The organism is bacterium (genome assembly GCA_021157605.1).
Taxonomy (GTDB): Bacteria; Patescibacteriota; UBA1384; order JAGGWG01; family JAGGWG01; genus JAGGWG01.
In genome coordinates this window covers 31,807-50,729 of record JAGGWG010000010.1, presented here as the reverse complement: position 1 = coordinate 50,729, position 18,923 = coordinate 31,807, and the positions used below count along the sequence as shown (strand labels likewise).

Genomic DNA, 18,923 nt, shown 5'->3' with positions numbered 1-18,923 from the left:
GGGGGGGATTCCGAAAAAAGCGAATATCAAAAAAAAGACAAAAACCATCAGCGGGACAGAAATAAATCTCTCTGTCCGCGTCATCGCGCGCGGCTTCAGCCACGCGCCGGCGGCTGCCGCCGCCCTGGCTGCTACTGCTCCCATTTCGACACCTCCTCAATATATTTTCAATAATTGCCGCTCAAAAGAGACTGAATGCCCCTCTTGAGTCAATTAAATTCTGCTACAGAAAACACATTTTGTCAAGTAAATAAAAACGCGATCATAACCCCATCATTGTCAACACCCTTTAATAAGCTCGGAAGCTCCGGAAGCAAGAAATTATTTCTTTTACTTTTGCTCTCGAATCCAAAGTATCGTTCACTATACTCCGAAAGCCTTTATTCTCCTCAAACCCAAAACCTCCTCAATATGAATCAAGGATAATGCGGAAAGTGAAAGCATTCGTGGAGGGATTGATATACGATCGAGACTGTTGTGGCTGCGGTCGACAAGTAGTTTTTACTCCCACAGGTGAAGTAGGTGTATGCCATGGGTATACAGGATCAGGCCGATATTTTGTACCTTTCACAGAGACACTGGATCCGGTTCAGCATCCTTACTGGAGAGAGTGGGCTCGGCGCTCACCATTCCTTATGCCTCAGTGCCAAGAATGTGAAGCTCTTGGTTTTTGCGGAGGTGGATGCCCCTACAATGCGGACATAAAACATGGTAGCATCTGGGCTCTCGATGAAGACTTCTGTATCCACGTCATCACCACCCTCCACTGGCTGTTGGAAGACCTCTATCGACAGACCCAAGAAGAGTCTGTGTGAACACGCTCTTCTCTATCCTTGGGCTCACTCAAGAGCCCAAGGTTTTTTGTTTCAGGGTTTTCTTTCTTTAAGAATTTTATGGTTTTTTCCACCACTTTCTTAAAGTCGTTCTTCTTCCGAAATTCTCTCCAAATAAAATCGCGAAGGGGTTGGTGTTGAGGATAACCTTGGTCCTCAACCAGAAGAAGGGAGGAAAACTGGTCAGTATTAAGCAGAACTGTCATTGCCTCTTTAAGATCCTGAAACTGGGTTTCCGACAAGCCTTTTTGCAAACAGCAATCATGGTAGTGGTCATAGAACAAAAAATGAAAAAGCTCGTGAGCGATTACCGAAAAGTTCAAAGCATCTGAGTGATGTAAGCTCAGGAAAAAGTAGCCTTTCTCGTAGTTATAATCACAAATAAAAAGGTGGGTGATATAGGCGGTGAGCTCTTTTTGCTTAAATTGTTTACCCACGAGCCGAGTCAATTTTTTTATCAACTCTTCACCTAATTTTTCCCAAATAGCCCCAAGGCTTTTGATTTTCTGCCGAATAAATAGTTCTTTCAACGGTCTTCGTGGATCCTGACGCAAAAATTGACTCACGTGGGCTATCGACTCCTTGCGATTATGCGATTCGATAAAACGCAAAATTTTCTCCGGCATCGGGGCTACTATCTCTTCATAAGGTATTCCGTAAGTGTCGTTTTTATCCTTGGCGAGATTGACCCAGTTTTCTGCTTCTTTGACAATACTGTACCGAAAGCGCAATTTTGGATTAAGCATTTGCTGTTAGTATACTTTTTTACCAAAAGAGGAGCAAGAAATTCAGATCAAAAACTTCAGAGGCGAGTTTCGCTCACAAAAAAGTGCGCGTGATAACTTTTAACCTCAATTTTGAATTTTCTTTTAAAGCTCCCGCCTACTTTGTTCCCGACTTTGCCTTTAAGCTTGATGCTGGGTATTTCTATTTTGGAATTGTTTAAAAGCCTTTGTGAAAAGTTATGAAATGTAAAAACGGGCAAAGGTTAATTAAAATAAACTTATTTTTAGCTTCAAATGGATATTGGTCCATTTTTCACAAACTTGCCCCCTCAAAGTCTCAACAACCTTAGTCGTCGGGACAAACAAAAGAAAGCAAAATATATCTTAATTACTACTTGTAGATTTAGTAGCCTTCTATAACCTTCTCTACCCCCTGAATCCACTCTTCTGTAGTTTGCGGCAAAGACAACCCTTTCCTTCTCCTTTCTAACACAACTCGAGCAAATAAATTTCTGGCTTTTATAATTATGGTTATAGCAGATTCTATTGAGATCTGAGTTTAAATATCTTAGTATTTACTCAGAGCAAGTTCTTTAAAACTCAGTAAGAGGTGACTGAGAATGATAGAAAAAATAAAAGACGTGGTGCTCCCTTTGCTTGTGGTGCTTATAATCATCGGATGGGGTCTTTTTTTAACATTCAAAGAGATAGACAAAGAAGATCTGATGATTTTCAACAAAGAAAGCGACTGCCGCAGCAATGTGGCCTCCCTAACAGCAGTTATGTCAATGTATGTAGCCGATTATAACGGTTATTGGCCTAATGAGCCCAATGATTATGTTTCTTCGATCTTCCCCTATGTTAAAAATGAGGATATCTTTCGCTGTCCCAGGGACCGTTCTAAATATAAAATAAATTACCTCAACCCTGAAGGCGGCACAGACAACCTTTACTTGAGCTATGCTTTCAATGTTTTCTTAGCAGGCAAACACGAAACAGAAATTTATACTAATCCAGCTATACCTGTGCTGGTAGAAGCTGAAAGAACTCCAGTTGTTTTCCTCAAGCCGACTAACTTCTGGATAAGAAAACTTGAGTTTGAAAATGATTTTTCTCGGCGTGTTATACAAGAGGCCACCTCTCGCCATAAAGACGGAGTCACTGTGGGATGGGCCGATGGGAATGTCACAAAAGAAGAAGAATAAACTTTCGCCCCCCTCTTTTTTTTGGGGGGCTTTTCTACCCCAATATTTTTTCTTAAGATATTAAAATAAAAACTATGAAAACAAAAATTCTTCTCCTACAGTTTTATAAACATCGCCTGCTCCTAAAGTAATGACAATGTCTTTGGGCTTGGTGTTCTTTTTTAGAAATTCAACTACTTTTTGGGTTGAGCCAATATATTTAACACAAGGATGGTGTTTTTGAGCCAGTTTAGCCAGATGGGTAGCGCTGACTTCTCCCGTATCTTTTTCCCGAGCAGAAGCAAAGATATCACAAATAACAACGGAATCCGCATCTCTAAAGGCTTTGGCGAACTCACTAAGCAAGGCTTTGGTGCGGGAAAAGGTATGGGGCTGAAACACCGCCCAGATCTTTCTTTGGGGATAAAACTTTCTGGCAGCCTTAAGGGTAGCTTTAATTTCTGCAGGATGGTGAGCATAGTCGTCAATAACTAAGACACCATTTTTTTCTTCTTTTATTTCAAATCTTCTCTTAGCGCCTTTAAACTCTTTTAGCGGCTTGGCAATTTTATCAGCACTTAAACCTAACTCTTGACAGATAATTATTGCGGCAGTTGAGTTCAAAACATTGTGTTCACCGGGAATGCTGATTTCAAAATTCCCCAAAGAGCAGTTTTGGGTGGAAATCGAAAATCTGGTTTGGTTTTCTTTTTCAGCGACTTTTAAGATTACATAATCATTAGTTTTATTAAACCCGTAAGTTCTAATTTTTAAATCTTTGCGTTTAATTTGTTTAAGTAGGCGTTTAATGTTTTTATCTTCTCCATAAACTAAAAGAAGAGATTTTTTAGGAAGAGAAGTAACAAATTCAGCATAAACTTCAATCATTCTTTTTAGCGAAGGATAACAATCAGGGTGGTCCCAATCTATATTTGTGATTACTGTATATTTAAGTGAGCGGGCATAGTTTAGAAAGGCATAACGGTAGTCGTCAGCTTCAACTACAAAGAGTTTGCTTTTTCCATAACGGCTGTTTGAGCCCAGTTGGGGAATTGGGGCACCGACAATAAAGTTTGGATCCATTCTCGCGCGCACTAAAATATAAGAAATTAAAGCAGAAGTAGTGGTCTTGCCATGAGCTCCAGTAACACCAATCCCGGTATAGTTTTGCATAAACAATCCCAGAGCCTGCGGATAAGTAAAAAGAGGGATTTTTTTCTTTTTTGCGGCCGCGATTTCAGGATTAGTCTCATTGTAAGCAACTGAATGGATTATTAGATCAACCCCTTTTATGTTTTGGGCAGAGAATTTTTCAACTGGTATTTTTGCTTTTTTTAAAGCTTCGTCAGATATAAACGACTCTTCTACATCAGATCCAGTAACCTTAAAACCTCTGTGTTTAGCAATTAGAGCTAAGCCAGAGACACCTACACCTTTAATGCCAACAAAATGGATATGTTTGGCTTTTTTTAGATTAAAATCAGACATTTCTATTATGAGTTTATAATTTAAAAAGGATTTATTCAATAGAGACCAGAAAATACAAAAAGGGACATTGTTTGTCCCTTTTATGGTGAAATACTTATTCCTGCTTGTAAAATACTACATCTGGCCTTCCCGGTGTCCTTATGATAAGGGTATCGTTTTTCAAAACATAATCTCCTTGGATAATTCTATCTGGAAATTTTAGAATTAAAGTGTTACCTTTTGTTTCCCAAGTGAAGCATTCCCGTTCCCCCATTATCTCCAGTGTGCCGCTGTGATCCGGCTTAAGAGTGAGGGTGATGCTCCCACAACCTCCTGCAGTACTTGCCCAGGTTCCTGTCAACTTTTTTTCCTTGAGATACGAACAACCTACAGACATTTTGAAAAACACCAAGGCCAGCAGAAGATACTTAGCTATTTTCATCTTTTTGCCTCCTACTAAAGTATTTTCAAGGTCCTGTCTTTAAAATACACAAAAATAAAGTTTTGTCTAATTCCGACAATTCGTTTTTATTCAGCTTTACTGAGTTTTAGAGAAAAGGATTCAAGATTTGTATGCTTTTCTTTTTAGATGATTTATTTGCTAATTATTATTGTTCTGATAAAATTTAGTTAATGAATACAGAAAAGAGTAAGGTGGCTCAAGGCAGGCACTATGAGATAAAACCCAAAGGACCCTTAAAAGGTGAAATAGAGCTGAGTGGAGCCAAAAACGCTGCCACCAAACAAATTATTGCCTCTTTGTTGACTGACGAGGAGTGTGTTTTGGAGAATATTCCTGATATCTTGGATACAAGATTAACAATGGGAATGTGCCATGATGTTGGCAGCGAGTTCTCTTTTAAAAATGGGGTCTTAAAAATTACTACCAAAAAAATCAAAAAACCAGAGATATCTGCTTCTTATACTGGTCGCAACCGTGTCCCTATTCTTTTCTTTGGTCCTTTGCTGCATCGTTACGGAAAAGCAATCGTTCCTGTAGTAGGAGGAGACAAAATAGGCAAAAGACCAATAGACTTTCATCTTAATGCTCTTAAAAAAATGGGGGCAGATATTAAAAAGAGGGGCAGCAAGTACATTGTTCGAGCAAAAAAACTACATGGTGCTGATATCTTTTTGCCCTTCCCTAGTGTTGGAGCAACTGAAAATGTACTTTTGTGTGCTTCTTTGGCTGAAGGACGGACAATAATTAGAAATGCCGCTATTGAACCTGAAATTATTGATTTAATGTTAGTACTTCAAAAAATGGGAACGATTATAGAAATTAGGAGCGATCGCACTTTTGTTATTAAAGGAGTAAAAAAGCTAAAAGGTTTTAAGCACAGAGTTATCTTAGATAGAACTGAAGCTGTTTCTTTTGCCTGCGCTGTAGTTGCTTCAGGGGGTGACGCCTTCATTAAAGGAGCTTCCCAACTTAACCTTCTCACTTTTCTGAATAAAATCCGTTTAGTGGGCGCGGAATTTGAAGTAAAAGAAGATGGAATTAGATTTTGGTCTAATCCGCGGAAACTAAAAGCTATTAGTATTGAAACCAATGTTCATCCCGGTTTTATGACCGATTGGCAAGCTCCTTTTGTTATTCTTTTGACTCAAGCTAAAGGCGAGTCAGTTGTCCATGAAACAGTGTTTGAAAATCGTTTTGGTTATACGAATGAATTAGTAAAAATGGGGGCGAATATAAAACTTTCTACCCGTTGCTTGAATTTTGACCCTTGCCGTTTTTATCAAAAAAACTTTTTTCATAGCTGTATAATTTTTGGCAAAACCCCGCTTAAAGGCGGCACTATTGTTGTTCCAGATATTAGAGCTGGTTTTTCTTATTTAATTGCTGCTGCTATTGCCAAAGGGACTTCAAAGGTTTATGGAATTGAGCACATTGAACGAGGATATGAAAATATTATTAACAAATTTAAGAGTTTGGGGTTAGAGATAAAAGTTAGGGGAAAGGTATAAAAATAGCAAAAAGAAAGTGGTTTTTATTCTGACATTCTTAAGAACATTGGAATATAATTTTTAGGTAATAAAGTGAGAAGGGTGGTGGTTTAGAGAAGAAGTAGTAAAAAATGGTAAAGAATAAAAGTGGCAAAAAGGAAAAAATGTAATTTGTATATTTAACTAATTTTTGTTGCTTTTTGCAGTTGAATATTTTAATATCTACGTAGCTTACAGATCCTTGATCTTCAGGAGGTTGCGAAATGAAAAAGGAGAAAATAATCAATTTTTTCTCTGCTGTTCTGCTATTTGGAATAGTCGCACTTATGCTCTGGCTGGCACGTTATCTGGAACTGTCCCAATAAAAACTAAACTCCCCTCCTTTGGGGAGCTTTTTTATATATGTAAATTATGTCTTAGTTTAATACTAAAAATCATTAAACAACTCACTACTCAAAAACTCTATTTAGAGACCACATTAATTGCTCTGCCTTTTAAAAAGGCGCGGATATTCTTTATTGTGGTTTTTAAAATCCTCTCCAAAGCTTCACTGCTGTTAAAAGCATTATGAGGGGTAACAATAACTTTAGGATGGCGTAAAAGAATTTGGTCTGCCAAAATATCTCTCATTGCTGAAAGCTCTAAGTTTTTGTGCAAAAGTTCCCTTTCCTCCTTAATAAGAGGCTCTTCTTCTAAAACATCTAAACCAGCGCCAGCTAAAATATTCTCCTCCAAAGCCCAAACCAAAGCTTCTGAATCAATTAAACCTCCTCGTGCAGTGTTAATTAAGTAAGCACCTTTCTTTGTTTCTGCCAAAATCTCTTTATCCACCAAATGATAGGTGTGCTTGTTAAGAGGCAAATGAAGAGTGATAATATCAGAACGGCGGAAAAGCTCTTTTAAAGAGGATGTATAAGAAACCCCGTATTTTTTAACAAGCTCTGAGTTTGGCTGAAGATCATAAGCCAAAATTTTCATTTCAAACCCATAAGCAATCCGCACTATATGGGCGCCAATATTACCTGTACCTAAAACACCAATAGTTTTATCTTTAAGATCAAAACCCCTAAGACCAGAGAGGTTAAAATCTCCCATTCTAGCCCTCTCTACTGAGGGCACAATTTTGCGGGACAAAGCCAGAATCAAAGCAAAAGCGTGTTCAGCCACTGTATTTTCCCCATAAGTGGGGACATTGCTTACTTTAACACCCTTTTTTTGACAAGCCTCAATATCAATATGGTCAAAGCCTGTGGAACGAGTAGCAATAAGTTTTAATTTTGGCAACTTTTCTAATTTTTGAGCATTAACCTTGGAGTAAATAAAAGTGGAAATAACCTCTGCGTTTTGACAATCTTTTAACTTACGGGAGGTCAATTTAGAAGAATAAAATTTTGCTCTAGGAAACTCTTTTTTTAGATAACGTTCTTCCCACGGCTCAACCTCAAAAAAATATACAGCCATTACAAAACTATTTTAGCACAAATTATAACTGTTCCAAAACTTAAAAGATAGAACTATAATCAGCGCTTGCCCTCGATTATCTCCTGAGCAATACTTTTAGGCACTTCAGCATAGTGATCAAACTGCATAACAAAGGCTCCCCGACCAGAAGTAAGAGATCTTAAAGTAGTAGCATAACCAAACATCTCTGCCAAAGGCACTTTGCTTTTAATAACCTGAAGATTACCCCTTGGAGAAATACTCTCAATTTGAGCCCGCCGGCTGTTTAAATCACCGTTAACCTGACCTAAATATTCTTCTGGTACCACTACCTCAAGATCCATTATTGGTTCAAGTAAATAAGGATCAGCCTGTTTTGCCGCTTCTTGAAAGGCTTTGGTGGCAGCAATCTTAAAAGCCAATTCAGAAGAATCAACTTCATGAAAACTTCCATCGTATAAAGCTACAGAAACATCAGCCACCGGATAGCCAGCAACAACTCCTTTTTGCATTGCCTCTTTAACGCCTTTTTCTACTGCCGGGATAAATTCGCTTGGGATTATACCGCCTTTAATTTCATTAAGAAATTTAAACCCTGCTCCTCTTTCTAAAGGCTCGAGACGCAACCAGACATGGCCGTACTGACCTCGCCCACCAGTTTGACGAATAAATTTGCCCTCAGCTTTAGTAGTCTTACGGATAGTTTCTTTATAGGCAACTCTGGGCTTGGAAACATTAGCTTCTACGCCAAACTCCCGCTTCATCCTGTCAACCAAAATCTCTAAATGCAGCTCACCCATTCCAGAAACCAAAGTTTGCCCTGTCTCCTCATCATAAGAAACCTTTAAAGTGGGGTCTTCATCCAAAAACTCTTTTAAAGCCAAACCTAATTTTTCCTGATCCGCTTTAGTTTTGGGCTCAATAGCTACAGAAATAACCGGCTCAGGAAAAGCAATTGTCTCTAAACGCACAGGAAACTTTTCTTCAGAAAGAGTATCTCCAGTTTTGGTATCTTTAAGACCAACCATAGCGGCAATATCACCGGCAAAAACCTTTTTTACTTCTTCTCTGTGATTAGCGTGCATTCTTACAATCCGTCCCACTCGCTCTTTCCTTCCTGTGGTATTATTTAAAACATAAGAACCAGCTTCCAAGGCCCCGGAATATACACGGAAGAAATATAACTTACCCACATAAGGATCGTGTGCCACCTTAAAAACTAAACCCACAAAAGCGTGATCATCTTTAGGAGGACACTCCACTTCTTCTTTAGTTTTATAGTTAGTGCCTTTGGCAGGGGGTAAATCAACTGGTGAAGGCAGATATCTTACTACAGCGTCAAGTAAAGGCTGCACACCTTTATTTTTAAGAGCAGAACCACAAAGTACAGGGTAAATTTTATTTTGAACTGTTGCTTCTCTGATAGCTCTGTATAACTCATTTAAACTTATCTCTTTTCCCTCTAAATACTTCTCTAAAAGCTCGTCATTAGTTTCAGCGATTTTTTCCACCATATCTTTACGCCACTTTTCTGCCTCTTCTTTATAATCCTCAGGTATATCTGATTCCACCACCTCCTTGCCTAACTCATCATCGTGAGTCAAGGCCTTCATCTTTAATAAATCAATAATCCCCTCAAACTTATCTTCCTGACCAATAGGAATCTGTAAAGCCACTGCATTAGCCCCTAACTTCTCCTTAATAGAATTAAAGGACATATAAAAGTCAGCGCCAGCACGATCCATTTTATTTATAAAACAAATACGGGGCACTTTGTATTCATCTGCCTGACGCCACACTGTTTCTGACTGCGCCTGCACTCCGGAAACAGCTTCAAAAACAACTACGGCTCCATCTAAAATCCTTAGGGAGCGTTGAACTTCTACAGTAAAATCTATATGGCCAGGAGTATCAATAATATTAATTCTCGCCTCCTGCTCTTTACCTTCTCCTATTGGTGTCCAAAAGCAAGTGGTAGCAGCTGCAGTGATAGTAATCCCCCTTTCTTTTTCCTGCTCCATCCAATCCATTTCTGCTTCACCTTCATGAACTTCACCAATTTTGTGTTTTTTGCCGGTGTAATATAAAATCCGCTCGGTTACTGTAGTTTTACCGGCATCAATGTGAGCAATAATGCCAATGTTGCGTGTTTTCTCAATGGGATACTCTCTATCCATAGTTTCAAATTAGTATTAGCGTTGAGCGTAGTGAGCAAAAGCTTTATTTGCCTCTGCCATACGGTGCATCTCCTCTTTCTTGCGTACGGCCTCTCCCTTGCCTTGAGCAGCAAAAATCAGCTCTTCTGCCAACTTCTGCTTTGTTGGTTTACCCTGGCGAGAGCGAACAACCTGCAAAATCCAACGCATCGCTAAGGCAGTTCTTCTCTTTTTTGGAACCTCCATAGGCACTTGATAATTAGCCCCTCCCACCCGGCGGGATTTAACCTCTAAATAAGGGCCTACATTTTTTAATGCCTGCTCAAAAACATCTAGCGGCTTCTTCTTTGTTTTCTTTTGGATAATGTCAAAAGCACTATAAACTATACTCTGGGCTTTAGCTTTCTTGCCTTTGCGCATTACATAATTAATAAACTTAGCCACTAATTCTGAGTGATATTTAGGATCAGGCTGAATTGTCTGGGTTTTGAATTTGGCTCGTCCCCGCATAAATAAGTATTATTTTTCCTTTTTAGCACCATAAAAACTGCGACTTTGGCGTCGTCCTTCAACTCCAGTGGTGTCGTATTTGCCACGAACTATGTGGTATCTTACGCCGGGTAAATCTTTTACTCTTCCCCCGCGAATCAAAACAATAGAGTGTTCCTGTAAATTATGGCCCTCGCCGGGGATATAGGCAGTCACCTCCATGCCATTAGTCAAACGAACTCTAGCGATCTTTCTTAAGGCTGAATTTGGTTTCTTGGGCGTCATTGTTGTCACCTTAACGCAAATCCCCCGCTTTAAAGGCGCTCCCTTAGGCAACATCTTGGCTTTATTTTGCAAAGCATTAACAACCCGTTTGAGAGCCGGGGTTCTCTGGCGTCGTTTTTTCTTTTTGCGCCCCTTTTTGACTAATTGAGCGAATGTAGACATAATCTGTATTTTATCAGTTTAATCCACAGAGTCAATAACCACTTTAGCTTTTCCCCTTAGATTTACCTCTACCTGCTGGCTGCAGATACTGACGAGGCTTAAAACCTGTACCTGAAGGTATAAGCTTGCCGATGATAACATTTTCCTTAATTCCTCTCAAGAGGTCGACTTTGCCCACTAAAGCAGCATCTCTAAGAACCGCGCTAGTTTCCTGAAATGAAGCTGCAGATAAAAAGCTATCAGTACTTAAAGAAACTCTGGTAATACCTAACACGAGAGGCAAGGCTCTAATTTCTTTTTTCTTCTTCTTTTTGAGCTCTCCATTAATAAAATCTACTTTGGCACGATCTACAATTTGCCCCTCCACAAAAGTAGAATCACCCGGATTGACAATTTGGCACTTAGAGAACATACGCCTGACTGTTACCTCAAAATGCTTAGGATGAATATCCTGACCTTGAGAAGCATAAACATCACTAATCTCATTAATAATATGCTTTTGAGCCGCTTTTTCGCCCTTGAGACGCGCCAGCATCTTAATATCAACATTACCCTCAGTCAGCTGTTGCCCTTTTTCCACTTCTTCACCATCCTCAACCAAAATCTCAAAATAAGGAGAAACTTCCCACTCATAACGAGCCGGCTCTGAAGCCTCAATAACAATTTTTGTTTTATCTATCTTCACAATACGACCAGAAAAAGGCGCTTTTATGCGCACCTTGCCTTCTGTTAAGACTTCTTTCTCTTTAACCAACTCTCCCTCTTTCACTTTTAGAGTAGTGTTTTTGGGCAAATGCAGAGTACGCTTCTTTTTACGAGCAGCCTCTAAAACTATTTCTGTCTTGTCTTCCTTTTCTATAATTCTTACTTTACCCGCTTCCTCAGCCAAAAGAGCGGGATTCTTGGGAGTGCGAGCCTCAAAAAGCTGTTCCACCCGGGGCAAACCTTGAGTAATATCTTCTCCGGCTACGCCACCAACATGGAACGTTCTCATAGTCAGCTGGGTACCGGGCTCACCAATTGCCTGAGCTGCCATAATACCCACAGCAGTTCCTAATTCTGCCATCTCTCCTCGAGCCAAATCCTCACCATAACACTTCTGGCAGATACCATATGGAGAAGCACAGGTTAAAGGCGAACGAACCTCTACCTCTTCCACTTCTTCAGCTATTTTTTGTGCTAATTCCTGAGTAATTAACTCTCCTTTTTTAATTAATATCTTTCCTTTTTTGTTCTTCACATCTTTAAGAACTACGCGACCACGTAAAGAGAGGACAAAATCAGCTTCCTCTTCCCGCCGCAAAGTAATCCCCTCTTTTGTCCCACAATCTTCCTCTTCTACAATAATATCTTGGGCAACATCAACCAAACGCCGAGTCAGATAACCTGCTTCTGAAGTTCTTAAAGCAGTATCGGTCCGTCCTTTTCTAGCACCATGAGAAGAAATAAAGTATTCAAGCACACCAAGCCCTTCTTTATAGTTGGCCTTAACAGGAAGATCAATAATTCTCCCTGAAGGACTGACCACCAACCCTTTCATACCAGAGAGCTGGCTAAGCTGAGCTACACTACCCCGACTTCCAGAAAGAACCATAGAGTAAACAGGGTTCAAAGGAGAGTAAGCAGTAAGCATCTTTTTCTCCAGTTCTCCCCGAGCTTTAGACCAAACATCTACAATCATCAAATGACGTTCCTCATTGGTAATCATACCTTGTTCAAACTGCTTCCGTATATTTTTAACTTCTTTTTCCGCTTTCGCTAAAATCTGCTTTTTCTCCTTGGGAATAACAATATCCGCCATTGAAATAGTAGTACCAAAAACAGTGGCAAAGTATACACCTAAAGTCTTTAAGTCGTCTATTAACTCAACAGTTTTTTCTTTACCCAAAAATTCAAAACTCTTAGCAATTAAACGAGACATTGCTTTTTTGTCTACCAAGTCATTAAAGAAACGTAGATTAGGAGGTAAAACTTGATTAAGAATCACTCTGCCGCAAGAAGTTTCAATAACATCTCCTTCCTTGATTTTTATCTTTACCTTTTCTTGCAGATCCAAATGTCCTGTCCAATAAGCAACTAAAATTTCCTCTTCAGAACCAAAATATTTTTTGGCTTTTTGCTTGTCATCCAAATAAGTAAGGTAGTACAAACCCCATACCATATCCTGCTTGGGTGTCACAATTGGTCTGCCTGAAGCAGGTTTAAGCAAATTAACACTAGAAGCCATTAACGCTTTTGCTTCTTCCTGTGCTTTCTTACTAAGAGGCAAAAATACAGCCATTTGATCTCCATCAAAATCAGCGTTATAAGCCTCACAAATCAAAGGATGAATCCTGATAGCTTTGCCCTCTACCAAAACGGGTTCAAATGCTTGAATACCTAAACGGTGAAGAGTAGGCGCTCGGTTTAAAAGCACTACATAATTTTTGATAATCTCACCTAAAACTTCCCAAACTTCAGGTATCTCTTGTTCTACCAACTGATTAGCATGCTTGATATTGTTAGCAGTTTCTTTTTCTAAAAGTTTGGCAATAACAAAAGGCCGAAAAATTTCCAATGCCATATGTTTAGGAATACCGCATTGGTGAAACTTTAATTCAGGCCCAACCACAATAACGCTGCGACCAGAATAATCAACCCGCTTACCTAAAAGATTTTGACGAAATCTCCCTTGCTTGCCGCGTAACATATCTGAAAGAGACTTAAGTGCTCTTCTACCCGAAGTAGTCATCGCTGCTTTTTGCCCACGAGCGCTGTTGTCAATTAAAGCATCAACTGCTTCCTGGAGCATTCTTTTTTCATTACGCAAAATAACTTCTGGAGCCCCTTCTTGCATTAATCTTTTCAGGCGATTATTTCGGCTAATAACCCGGCGATAAAGATCATTTAAATCTGAAGCAGCAAAACGACCGCCATCAAGCTGGACCATTGGCCTTAAGTCAGGAGGGATAACAGGTAGGACTTTTATAATCATCCATTCGGGCCTGATATTGGCCTTCTTCATTTGGTAGAACAACTTGAGTCTGTAAACTATTCTTTTAGGCCTTTGCTTCTCAGTATATTTGCTAAGTTTTTTCTCCATCTCTTTAATTTCCTTTTCCAAATCCATAGCTTCTAAAAGCTCGGCAATGGCTTCAGCACCAATACCAACTTTAACAATTTGACCATACTTAGTAATTAAATCATAGTATTCGTCTTCAGAAATAACTTTTTTAACGCGCAAATTCTGCAACTCTTCTTTACCTTTGACAAAAGCTCTTTCAACCTGAGATTTTTTCTCCAAAAGTTTTGTTTTCTCTTTCTTATCAGCCTGTTTAATTTTTTGGGTAATCTCTTTTTGATACTCCCCATATTCTTTTTTCAGCTGTTCCGATGTCTTCTTCTTAAGTTCTTCATCTACTTCTTTAATAATAAAACCACCAAAATAAATAACTTTTTCAAGATCATTAGAACTAATATCCAAGACTAAAGCCAAACGGGAAGGAACTCCATGAACATACCATATATGAGCACAAGGAACAGCTAATTCAATATGTCCCATACGTCTTCGTCTAACTGAAGCGTGGGTGACTTCAACACCACAACGATCACAAATCATTCCTTTGTAACGAGCGGATTTATACTTGCCACAACTACACTCATAGTTTTTTACTGGCCCAAAAATTTTCTCACAAAACAAACCATCGCGTTCAGGACGCTGAGTGCGGTAATTAATTGTTTCCGGCTTTGTCACTTCACCATTAGACCAACTAAGAATTTCCTCCGGTGAAGCAATACCTAAACGGAGAAAGTCAAAAGACTCAATGCTTTCAGGTAGAATCTCTATACCTTGAGCTTTTCCTTTAGTTGCCTTAGCCATACCTTAAAATTAGTTTAATTATTTCTTTTGGGGCAAATCTTTATTTTTAAGAAAATCCAACTTCAAGCCTAAACCCTGCAATTCTTTTACCAAGACATTAAAAGACTCAGGAACAGCTGGCTCTACAATATTTTCGCCCTTGATAATGGCTTCATAGGTTTTTGAACGACCAGCCACGTCATCTGATTTAATAGTAAGCATTTCCTGTAAAGTATGAGCGGCCCCATAAGCTTCCAAAGCCCAAACCTCCATTTCTCCAAATCTCTGACCTCCGAATTGAGCTTTACCACCAAGAGGCTGTTGAGTAATCATTGAATAAGGACCAATAGAGCGAGCATGAATCTTGTCCTCAACCATATGAATGAGCTTCATAATATACAGATAACCCACAGTTGTTCTTTCTTTAAAAGGTTCACCAGTACGCCCGTCTATAAGCTGCACTTTCCCATCCTCAGGCAAACCAGCTTTTTTAAGCTCCTTCTGAATCATTTCTAAAGTAGGACCTCTAAATACTGGGGCAGCAACCATTTTATTCAGTTTTTTGGCTGCCCAGCTCAAATGAATTTCCATTAACTGACCTAAATTCATTCTGGAGACAACTCCCAAAGGATTCAAAATCACATCTACAGGAGTTCCATCAGCAAGCACCGGCATATCCTCAACAGGCAGAATTTTGGCAATCACCCCCTTATTACCATACCTTCCTGCTAATTTATCCCCTTCTGTTATCTTTCTCAGCTGAGCCACTACCACATGAATTTTCATTAAAACACCGGGTGGAAGTTCGTCTCCTTTTTCGCGGGAGAAAATTTTAACTCCAATCACTTTACCTCTTACGCCATGGGGAAGACGCAAAGAGCTATCTTTTACATCTTTAGCTTCTTCGCCAAAAATAGCACGCAAAAGCCTCTCTTCACCTGATAATTCAGTTTCACCTTTAGGAGTAATCTTACCTACCAAAATATCCCTTGAGTTTACTTCAGCACCAATCCTGACAATTCCATTTTCATCTAAATTTCTTAATGCCTCTTCACTTACGTTGGGAATATCACGGGTTACCAACTCTGGACCCAACTTGGTCTCTCTTACTTCTGTTTCGTATTCGTCAATATAGATTGAACTATAAACATCATCAGAGACTAAACGTTCAGAAACAATAATCGCGTCCTCATAATTAAGACCCTGCCAACTCATAAAAGCGACTAAAACATTTTTCCCTAAAGCAATCTCGCCTTTATCCGTAGAAAGACAATCAGTCAAAACTTGACCTTTTCTTACCCGATCACCTTCATTAACAATTGGCCGCTGGTGCAAAGAAGTAGACTGGTTGGAACGAATAAAGTTAAATAATTTATAAGTCTTCCGCTGTTTTTTAGCATTTTCAACCACAATCTTTCTTGCATCTACCTCTACAACCTTGCCTGCCTTTTCAGCTAAAATAACCATACCTGAAGCCTTACCTACTGCTTCTTCTATCCCTGTACCAACAATAGGCGCTTCAGGCTTGACTAAAGGTAAAGCCTGCCTCTGCATATTTGAACCCATTAAAGCTCGAGCTGCGTCTGTATTCTCTAAAAAAGGAATTAGGGAAGTGCTAATGGAAACAATCTGGTTGGGAGCGGCATCAATATAATCCAACTTTTTCACTGGGAAGAAGTCAGGATGACCCTGATGGCGAGCCATTACCTGATCAACTAAAATTCTTCCTTTTTCGTTTAAAGGTATATCAGCAGGAGCAATCACATAGTTCTCTTCCTCTGAAGCAGAAAGATATTCTATTTCGTTGGTAATATAAGAACCTCTTTTTGTATGCTTAATTTTTCGGTAAGGAGTCTCTAAGAAACCATACTCATTAATTCGGGCATAAGAAGCTAAATAGGTTACCAAACCGATATTAGGCCCTTCTGGAGTTTCCACAGGACAAATACGACCATAGTGGGAAACATGAACATCTCTTACCTCAAAACCAGCCCTTTCTCTGGAAAGACCCCCCGGACCTGTAGCCGCAACAGTACGTTTATGCTCTAACTCTGCCAAAGGATTGGTTTGGTTCATAAACTGAGAAAGCTGAGAAGAGGCAAAAAACTCTTGCAAAACAGCCGTAATAGGGCGAGCATTGATCAAGCTTGCCGGCGTAACAACTAAAGGATCAGCCACACTCATGCGGTCTTTAATAATTCTCTCCATTCTCAGAAGACCAATCCGAACTCTGTCTTGTACCAACTCCCCCACACTCCGTACTCTTCTGCTGGCAAGATGATCAATATCATCAGGATTAGCGTGAAGATCAGAGTTTAATCTGATAATTTCTCGTACTGTTTCTACCACATCTTCTTTTTGCAAAATCCTATATTTAAGCTTAATAGGAAAATCAAGTTTCAACCTCTCGTTGATCTTATAACGACCAACTGAACCAAAATCATAACGACGTAGATTAAAAAAGGTGGCTTCCAAAAAGCTGCGAGCATTTTTAGCTGTAGTCAAATCACCAGGACGCATCTGCCGATAGATAAAGACACAAGCATCATCAGAGTTTTTGGAAATATCTTTCTTTAAAGTATTCTCAATGTAGTCAACTGGAGCATCTTTTAATTCTTTCTTAAAAAGAGATTTTATTTCAGCATCACTCTCGTATCCTAAAAACCGCAAGAAAGCAGTAATAGGAATGCGTCTGCGTCTATCAATTTTGACATAGATTTCTCCTCGCGGAGAGGTCTCAAACTCCAACCAAGCTCCCCGAGCAGGAATCAATTTAGCACCAAACAACTTCTCTCCTCCTGATAAATCAGCCACAAAAAGCACCCCATAAGAGCGAAGAATCTGATTAACAATCACCCTCTCTATACCATTAATAATAAAAGTCCCTCTATCAGTCATCATTGGAAAATCGCCAAGATATATTTCCTGCTCTTTTATCTCTTTGGTCTTTTTGTTTTCCAAAATAACCCGACAGCGAAGAGAGGCTTTGTAGGTCAAATTATTTTCTCTGCATTCCAAAGGATCTGATTTTGGTTTTTCAAAAAAATAATCCCCAAAACGCAAAGAAAATAGCTCGCCTCCAAAGTCTTCAATGGGAGAAACCTCATCAAACAATTCTCTTAACCCCTTCTCAAGAAAATGACGGTAAGAATCAATTTGGATTTGGATAAGGTTGTCTAAAGGATGAGCTGGGGCTTCAAAAAAGAATTTTCTTTTAGGCATCTTTAAATTTTAATTAGAAAAAAGCAGAGACAAAAAATAACTTCCCGCCCTGAGCGGGGTAATTTTTTAAAAAATTTCTAATACTACTTCTCTAGGAAAAATTTATCCACAACGAAAATTACAACCTCACTTATGTTAAAGCAATAAACAAAATCTGTCAAGAATAAAATAAAATTATGGCTTTTTTGTTTCCTGACAAATAGCTAAAATTAACTTTTTTAAACCCTGATGAGTAGCTGCAGAAATAGGGATAATTAAATCTTTTACCTCCCTCTGCAAAACCTTCATTTTTTCCCGCCAATCAGAAGCAATATCAATTTTCGTTAACACCAAAATCTTTTGTTTTCCTAAAAGACCCGGTTTATAAGAAGAAAGCTCTTTTTTTAAAATCCGATAATCCTCTACTGGAGAACTGCTACTAGAATCAATAAGCCAAACTAAAATTTTTGTCCTTTCAATATGCTTCAAAAACCTATCCCCCAAACCTCTACCTTTATGAGCACCTTGAATTAGCCCCGGGATATCAGCAATAACTACCTTGCCAGTAGGACATTTTAAAACACCCAAATGAGGAATCAGGGTAGTAAAAGGATAGGCAGCAATCTTGGGACGGGCTGAAGAAAGAACACTCAAAAGAGTAGATTTACCGGCGTTAGGCAAACCAATCAAGCCGACCTCAGCAATAAGTTTGAGAACAAGTTTTATCTTTTTTCTCTCCCCCTTTTCTCCTGGCAAAGCTACTCGTGGAGAACGACGCACAGCGCTAACAAAATGAGCATTGCCCCACCCTCCTTTTCCTCCTTTAGCTACCCTAAACTCCAAATTGGGTTTATTAAAATCAAAAACCCTTTGCCAAGCAAATTTCTCATTCCATTCATAAACCACAGTTCCCACAGGAACACCAACTCTTAAATCCGCTCCCCTTTTGCCTTGCCGCCTGTTTTTACCTCCATTTTTACCATTCTGCGCCCGTAAAAATCTTTGGTGAGAAAAATAAGAAAGATCGCTTAAGCTAGGATCAGAAAAAATAACAACATCTCCTCCATCTCCTCCATCACCACCATCTGGACCTCCTCTGGCATTTATGCGTTCGCGAAAAAAACTTACTAAACCATCCCCTCCTTTACCAGCCACAACCTTAACAACCACTTCATCCCAAAACTTCATTTTTA

14 protein-coding genes are annotated in these 18,923 nt (G+C 39.2%); 4 read left to right on the top strand and 10 right to left on the bottom strand.

Features of this window, described 5'->3' with window-relative positions:
* Positions 1-208: hypothetical protein (locus J7K05_01455; protein ID MCD6194854.1), on the top strand; the 208-nt coding region annotated here is incomplete at its 5' end.
* 217 nt (positions 209-425) lie between these two features.
* Entirely contained in the window at positions 426-815 is a 390-nt protein-coding gene (locus J7K05_01450) for an SPASM domain-containing protein (GenBank protein MCD6194853.1), read from the top strand.
* On the opposite strand, the gene J7K05_01445 is transcribed toward J7K05_01450, so the two are convergent.
* Positions 785-1,579 (bottom strand): hypothetical protein, encoded by a 795-nt coding sequence (locus J7K05_01445; GenBank protein MCD6194852.1) that lies wholly within the window; start codon positions 1,577-1,579, stop codon positions 785-787. The two genes, J7K05_01450 and J7K05_01445, sit on opposite strands and share 31 nt — an antisense overlap.
* 599 nt (positions 1,580-2,178) lie before the next feature.
* On the opposite strand from J7K05_01445, the gene J7K05_01440 reads away from it, so the two are divergent.
* Positions 2,179-2,763 carry a hypothetical protein gene (locus tag J7K05_01440; protein MCD6194851.1) on the top strand — a complete coding sequence of 195 codons (585 nt, stop codon included), beginning with the start codon at positions 2,179-2,181 and terminating at the stop codon, positions 2,761-2,763.
* A gap of 72 nt (positions 2,764-2,835) precedes the next feature.
* Here the strand turns inward: J7K05_01440 and murC are convergent, their stop codons facing one another.
* A complete protein-coding gene (gene murC / locus J7K05_01435; protein ID MCD6194850.1) occupies positions 2,836-4,230 on the bottom strand; it encodes a UDP-N-acetylmuramate--L-alanine ligase in 1,395 nt (464 codons plus the stop codon).
* A gap of 94 nt (positions 4,231-4,324) precedes the next feature.
* The gene (locus tag J7K05_01430; GenBank protein MCD6194849.1) at positions 4,325-4,651 is read right to left on the bottom strand and encodes a hypothetical protein; all 327 of its coding nucleotides are present in this window, start codon (positions 4,649-4,651) and stop codon (positions 4,325-4,327) included.
* Positions 4,652-4,842: 191 nt separating this feature from the next.
* On the opposite strand from J7K05_01430, the gene murA reads away from it, so the two are divergent.
* On the top strand, positions 4,843-6,180 hold the full coding sequence (murA, locus tag J7K05_01425) for a UDP-N-acetylglucosamine 1-carboxyvinyltransferase (protein ID MCD6194848.1): 1,338 nt from the start codon (positions 4,843-4,845) through the stop codon (positions 6,178-6,180).
* Between the two features lie 441 nt (positions 6,181-6,621).
* Here murA and J7K05_01420 read toward each other — a convergent pair whose 3' ends face one another.
* The 7 genes from J7K05_01420 to obgE all read right to left on the bottom strand — a co-directional run bounded on the left by J7K05_01420 (position 6,622) and on the right by obgE (position 18,918).
* Entirely contained in the window at positions 6,622-7,620 is a 999-nt protein-coding gene (locus J7K05_01420) for a hydroxyacid dehydrogenase (protein MCD6194847.1), read from the bottom strand.
* A gap of 59 nt (positions 7,621-7,679) precedes the next feature.
* On the bottom strand, positions 7,680-9,776 hold the full coding sequence (gene fusA / locus J7K05_01415; GenBank protein MCD6194846.1) for an elongation factor G: 2,097 nt from the start codon (positions 9,774-9,776) through the stop codon (positions 7,680-7,682).
* A gap of 15 nt (positions 9,777-9,791) precedes the next feature.
* Entirely contained in the window at positions 9,792-10,265 is a 474-nt protein-coding gene (rpsG, locus tag J7K05_01410) for a 30S ribosomal protein S7 (GenBank protein MCD6194845.1), read from the bottom strand.
* Between the two features lie 9 nt (positions 10,266-10,274).
* Entirely contained in the window at positions 10,275-10,691 is a 417-nt protein-coding gene (rpsL, locus tag J7K05_01405; protein MCD6194844.1) for a 30S ribosomal protein S12, read from the bottom strand.
* Positions 10,692-10,734: 43 nt separating this feature from the next.
* Positions 10,735-14,550 carry a DNA-directed RNA polymerase subunit beta' gene (gene rpoC, locus J7K05_01400; GenBank protein ID MCD6194843.1) on the bottom strand — a complete coding sequence of 1,272 codons (3,816 nt, stop codon included), beginning with the start codon at positions 14,548-14,550 and terminating at the stop codon, positions 10,735-10,737.
* 18 nt (positions 14,551-14,568) lie between these two features.
* Positions 14,569-17,751, bottom strand: coding sequence for a DNA-directed RNA polymerase subunit beta (gene rpoB / locus J7K05_01395; protein MCD6194842.1), 3,183 nt, complete (start codon positions 17,749-17,751; stop codon positions 14,569-14,571).
* A 174-nt stretch (positions 17,752-17,925) separates the two neighbouring features.
* On the bottom strand, positions 17,926-18,918 hold the full coding sequence (gene obgE, locus J7K05_01390; GenBank protein MCD6194841.1) for a GTPase ObgE: 993 nt from the start codon (positions 18,916-18,918) through the stop codon (positions 17,926-17,928).
* Between the last annotated feature and the right edge of the window lie 5 nt (positions 18,919-18,923).

Coding starts and splice junctions, on each gene's coding strand:
- J7K05_01450 (MCD6194853.1), top strand. CDS start 426: ATGCGGAAAGTGAAAGCATTCGTGGAGGGATTGATATACGATCGAGAC.
- J7K05_01445 (MCD6194852.1), bottom strand. CDS start 1,579: ATGCTTAATCCAAAATTGCGCTTTCGGTACAGTATTGTCAAAGAAGCA.
- J7K05_01440 (MCD6194851.1), top strand. CDS start 2,179: ATGATAGAAAAAATAAAAGACGTGGTGCTCCCTTTGCTTGTGGTGCTT.
- murC (MCD6194850.1), bottom strand. CDS start 4,230: ATGTCTGATTTTAATCTAAAAAAAGCCAAACATATCCATTTTGTTGGC.
- J7K05_01430 (MCD6194849.1), bottom strand. CDS start 4,651: ATGAAAATAGCTAAGTATCTTCTGCTGGCCTTGGTGTTTTTCAAAATG.
- murA (MCD6194848.1), top strand. CDS start 4,843: ATGAATACAGAAAAGAGTAAGGTGGCTCAAGGCAGGCACTATGAGATA.
- J7K05_01420 (MCD6194847.1), bottom strand. CDS start 7,620: ATGGCTGTATATTTTTTTGAGGTTGAGCCGTGGGAAGAACGTTATCTA.
- fusA (MCD6194846.1), bottom strand. CDS start 9,776: ATGGATAGAGAGTATCCCATTGAGAAAACACGCAACATTGGCATTATT.
- rpsG (MCD6194845.1), bottom strand. CDS start 10,265: ATGCGGGGACGAGCCAAATTCAAAACCCAGACAATTCAGCCTGATCCT.
- rpsL (MCD6194844.1), bottom strand. CDS start 10,691: ATGTCTACATTCGCTCAATTAGTCAAAAAGGGGCGCAAAAAGAAAAAA.
- rpoC (MCD6194843.1), bottom strand. CDS start 14,550: ATGGCTAAGGCAACTAAAGGAAAAGCTCAAGGTATAGAGATTCTACCT.
- rpoB (MCD6194842.1), bottom strand. CDS start 17,751: ATGCCTAAAAGAAAATTCTTTTTTGAAGCCCCAGCTCATCCTTTAGAC.
- obgE (MCD6194841.1), bottom strand. CDS start 18,918: ATGAAGTTTTGGGATGAAGTGGTTGTTAAGGTTGTGGCTGGTAAAGGA.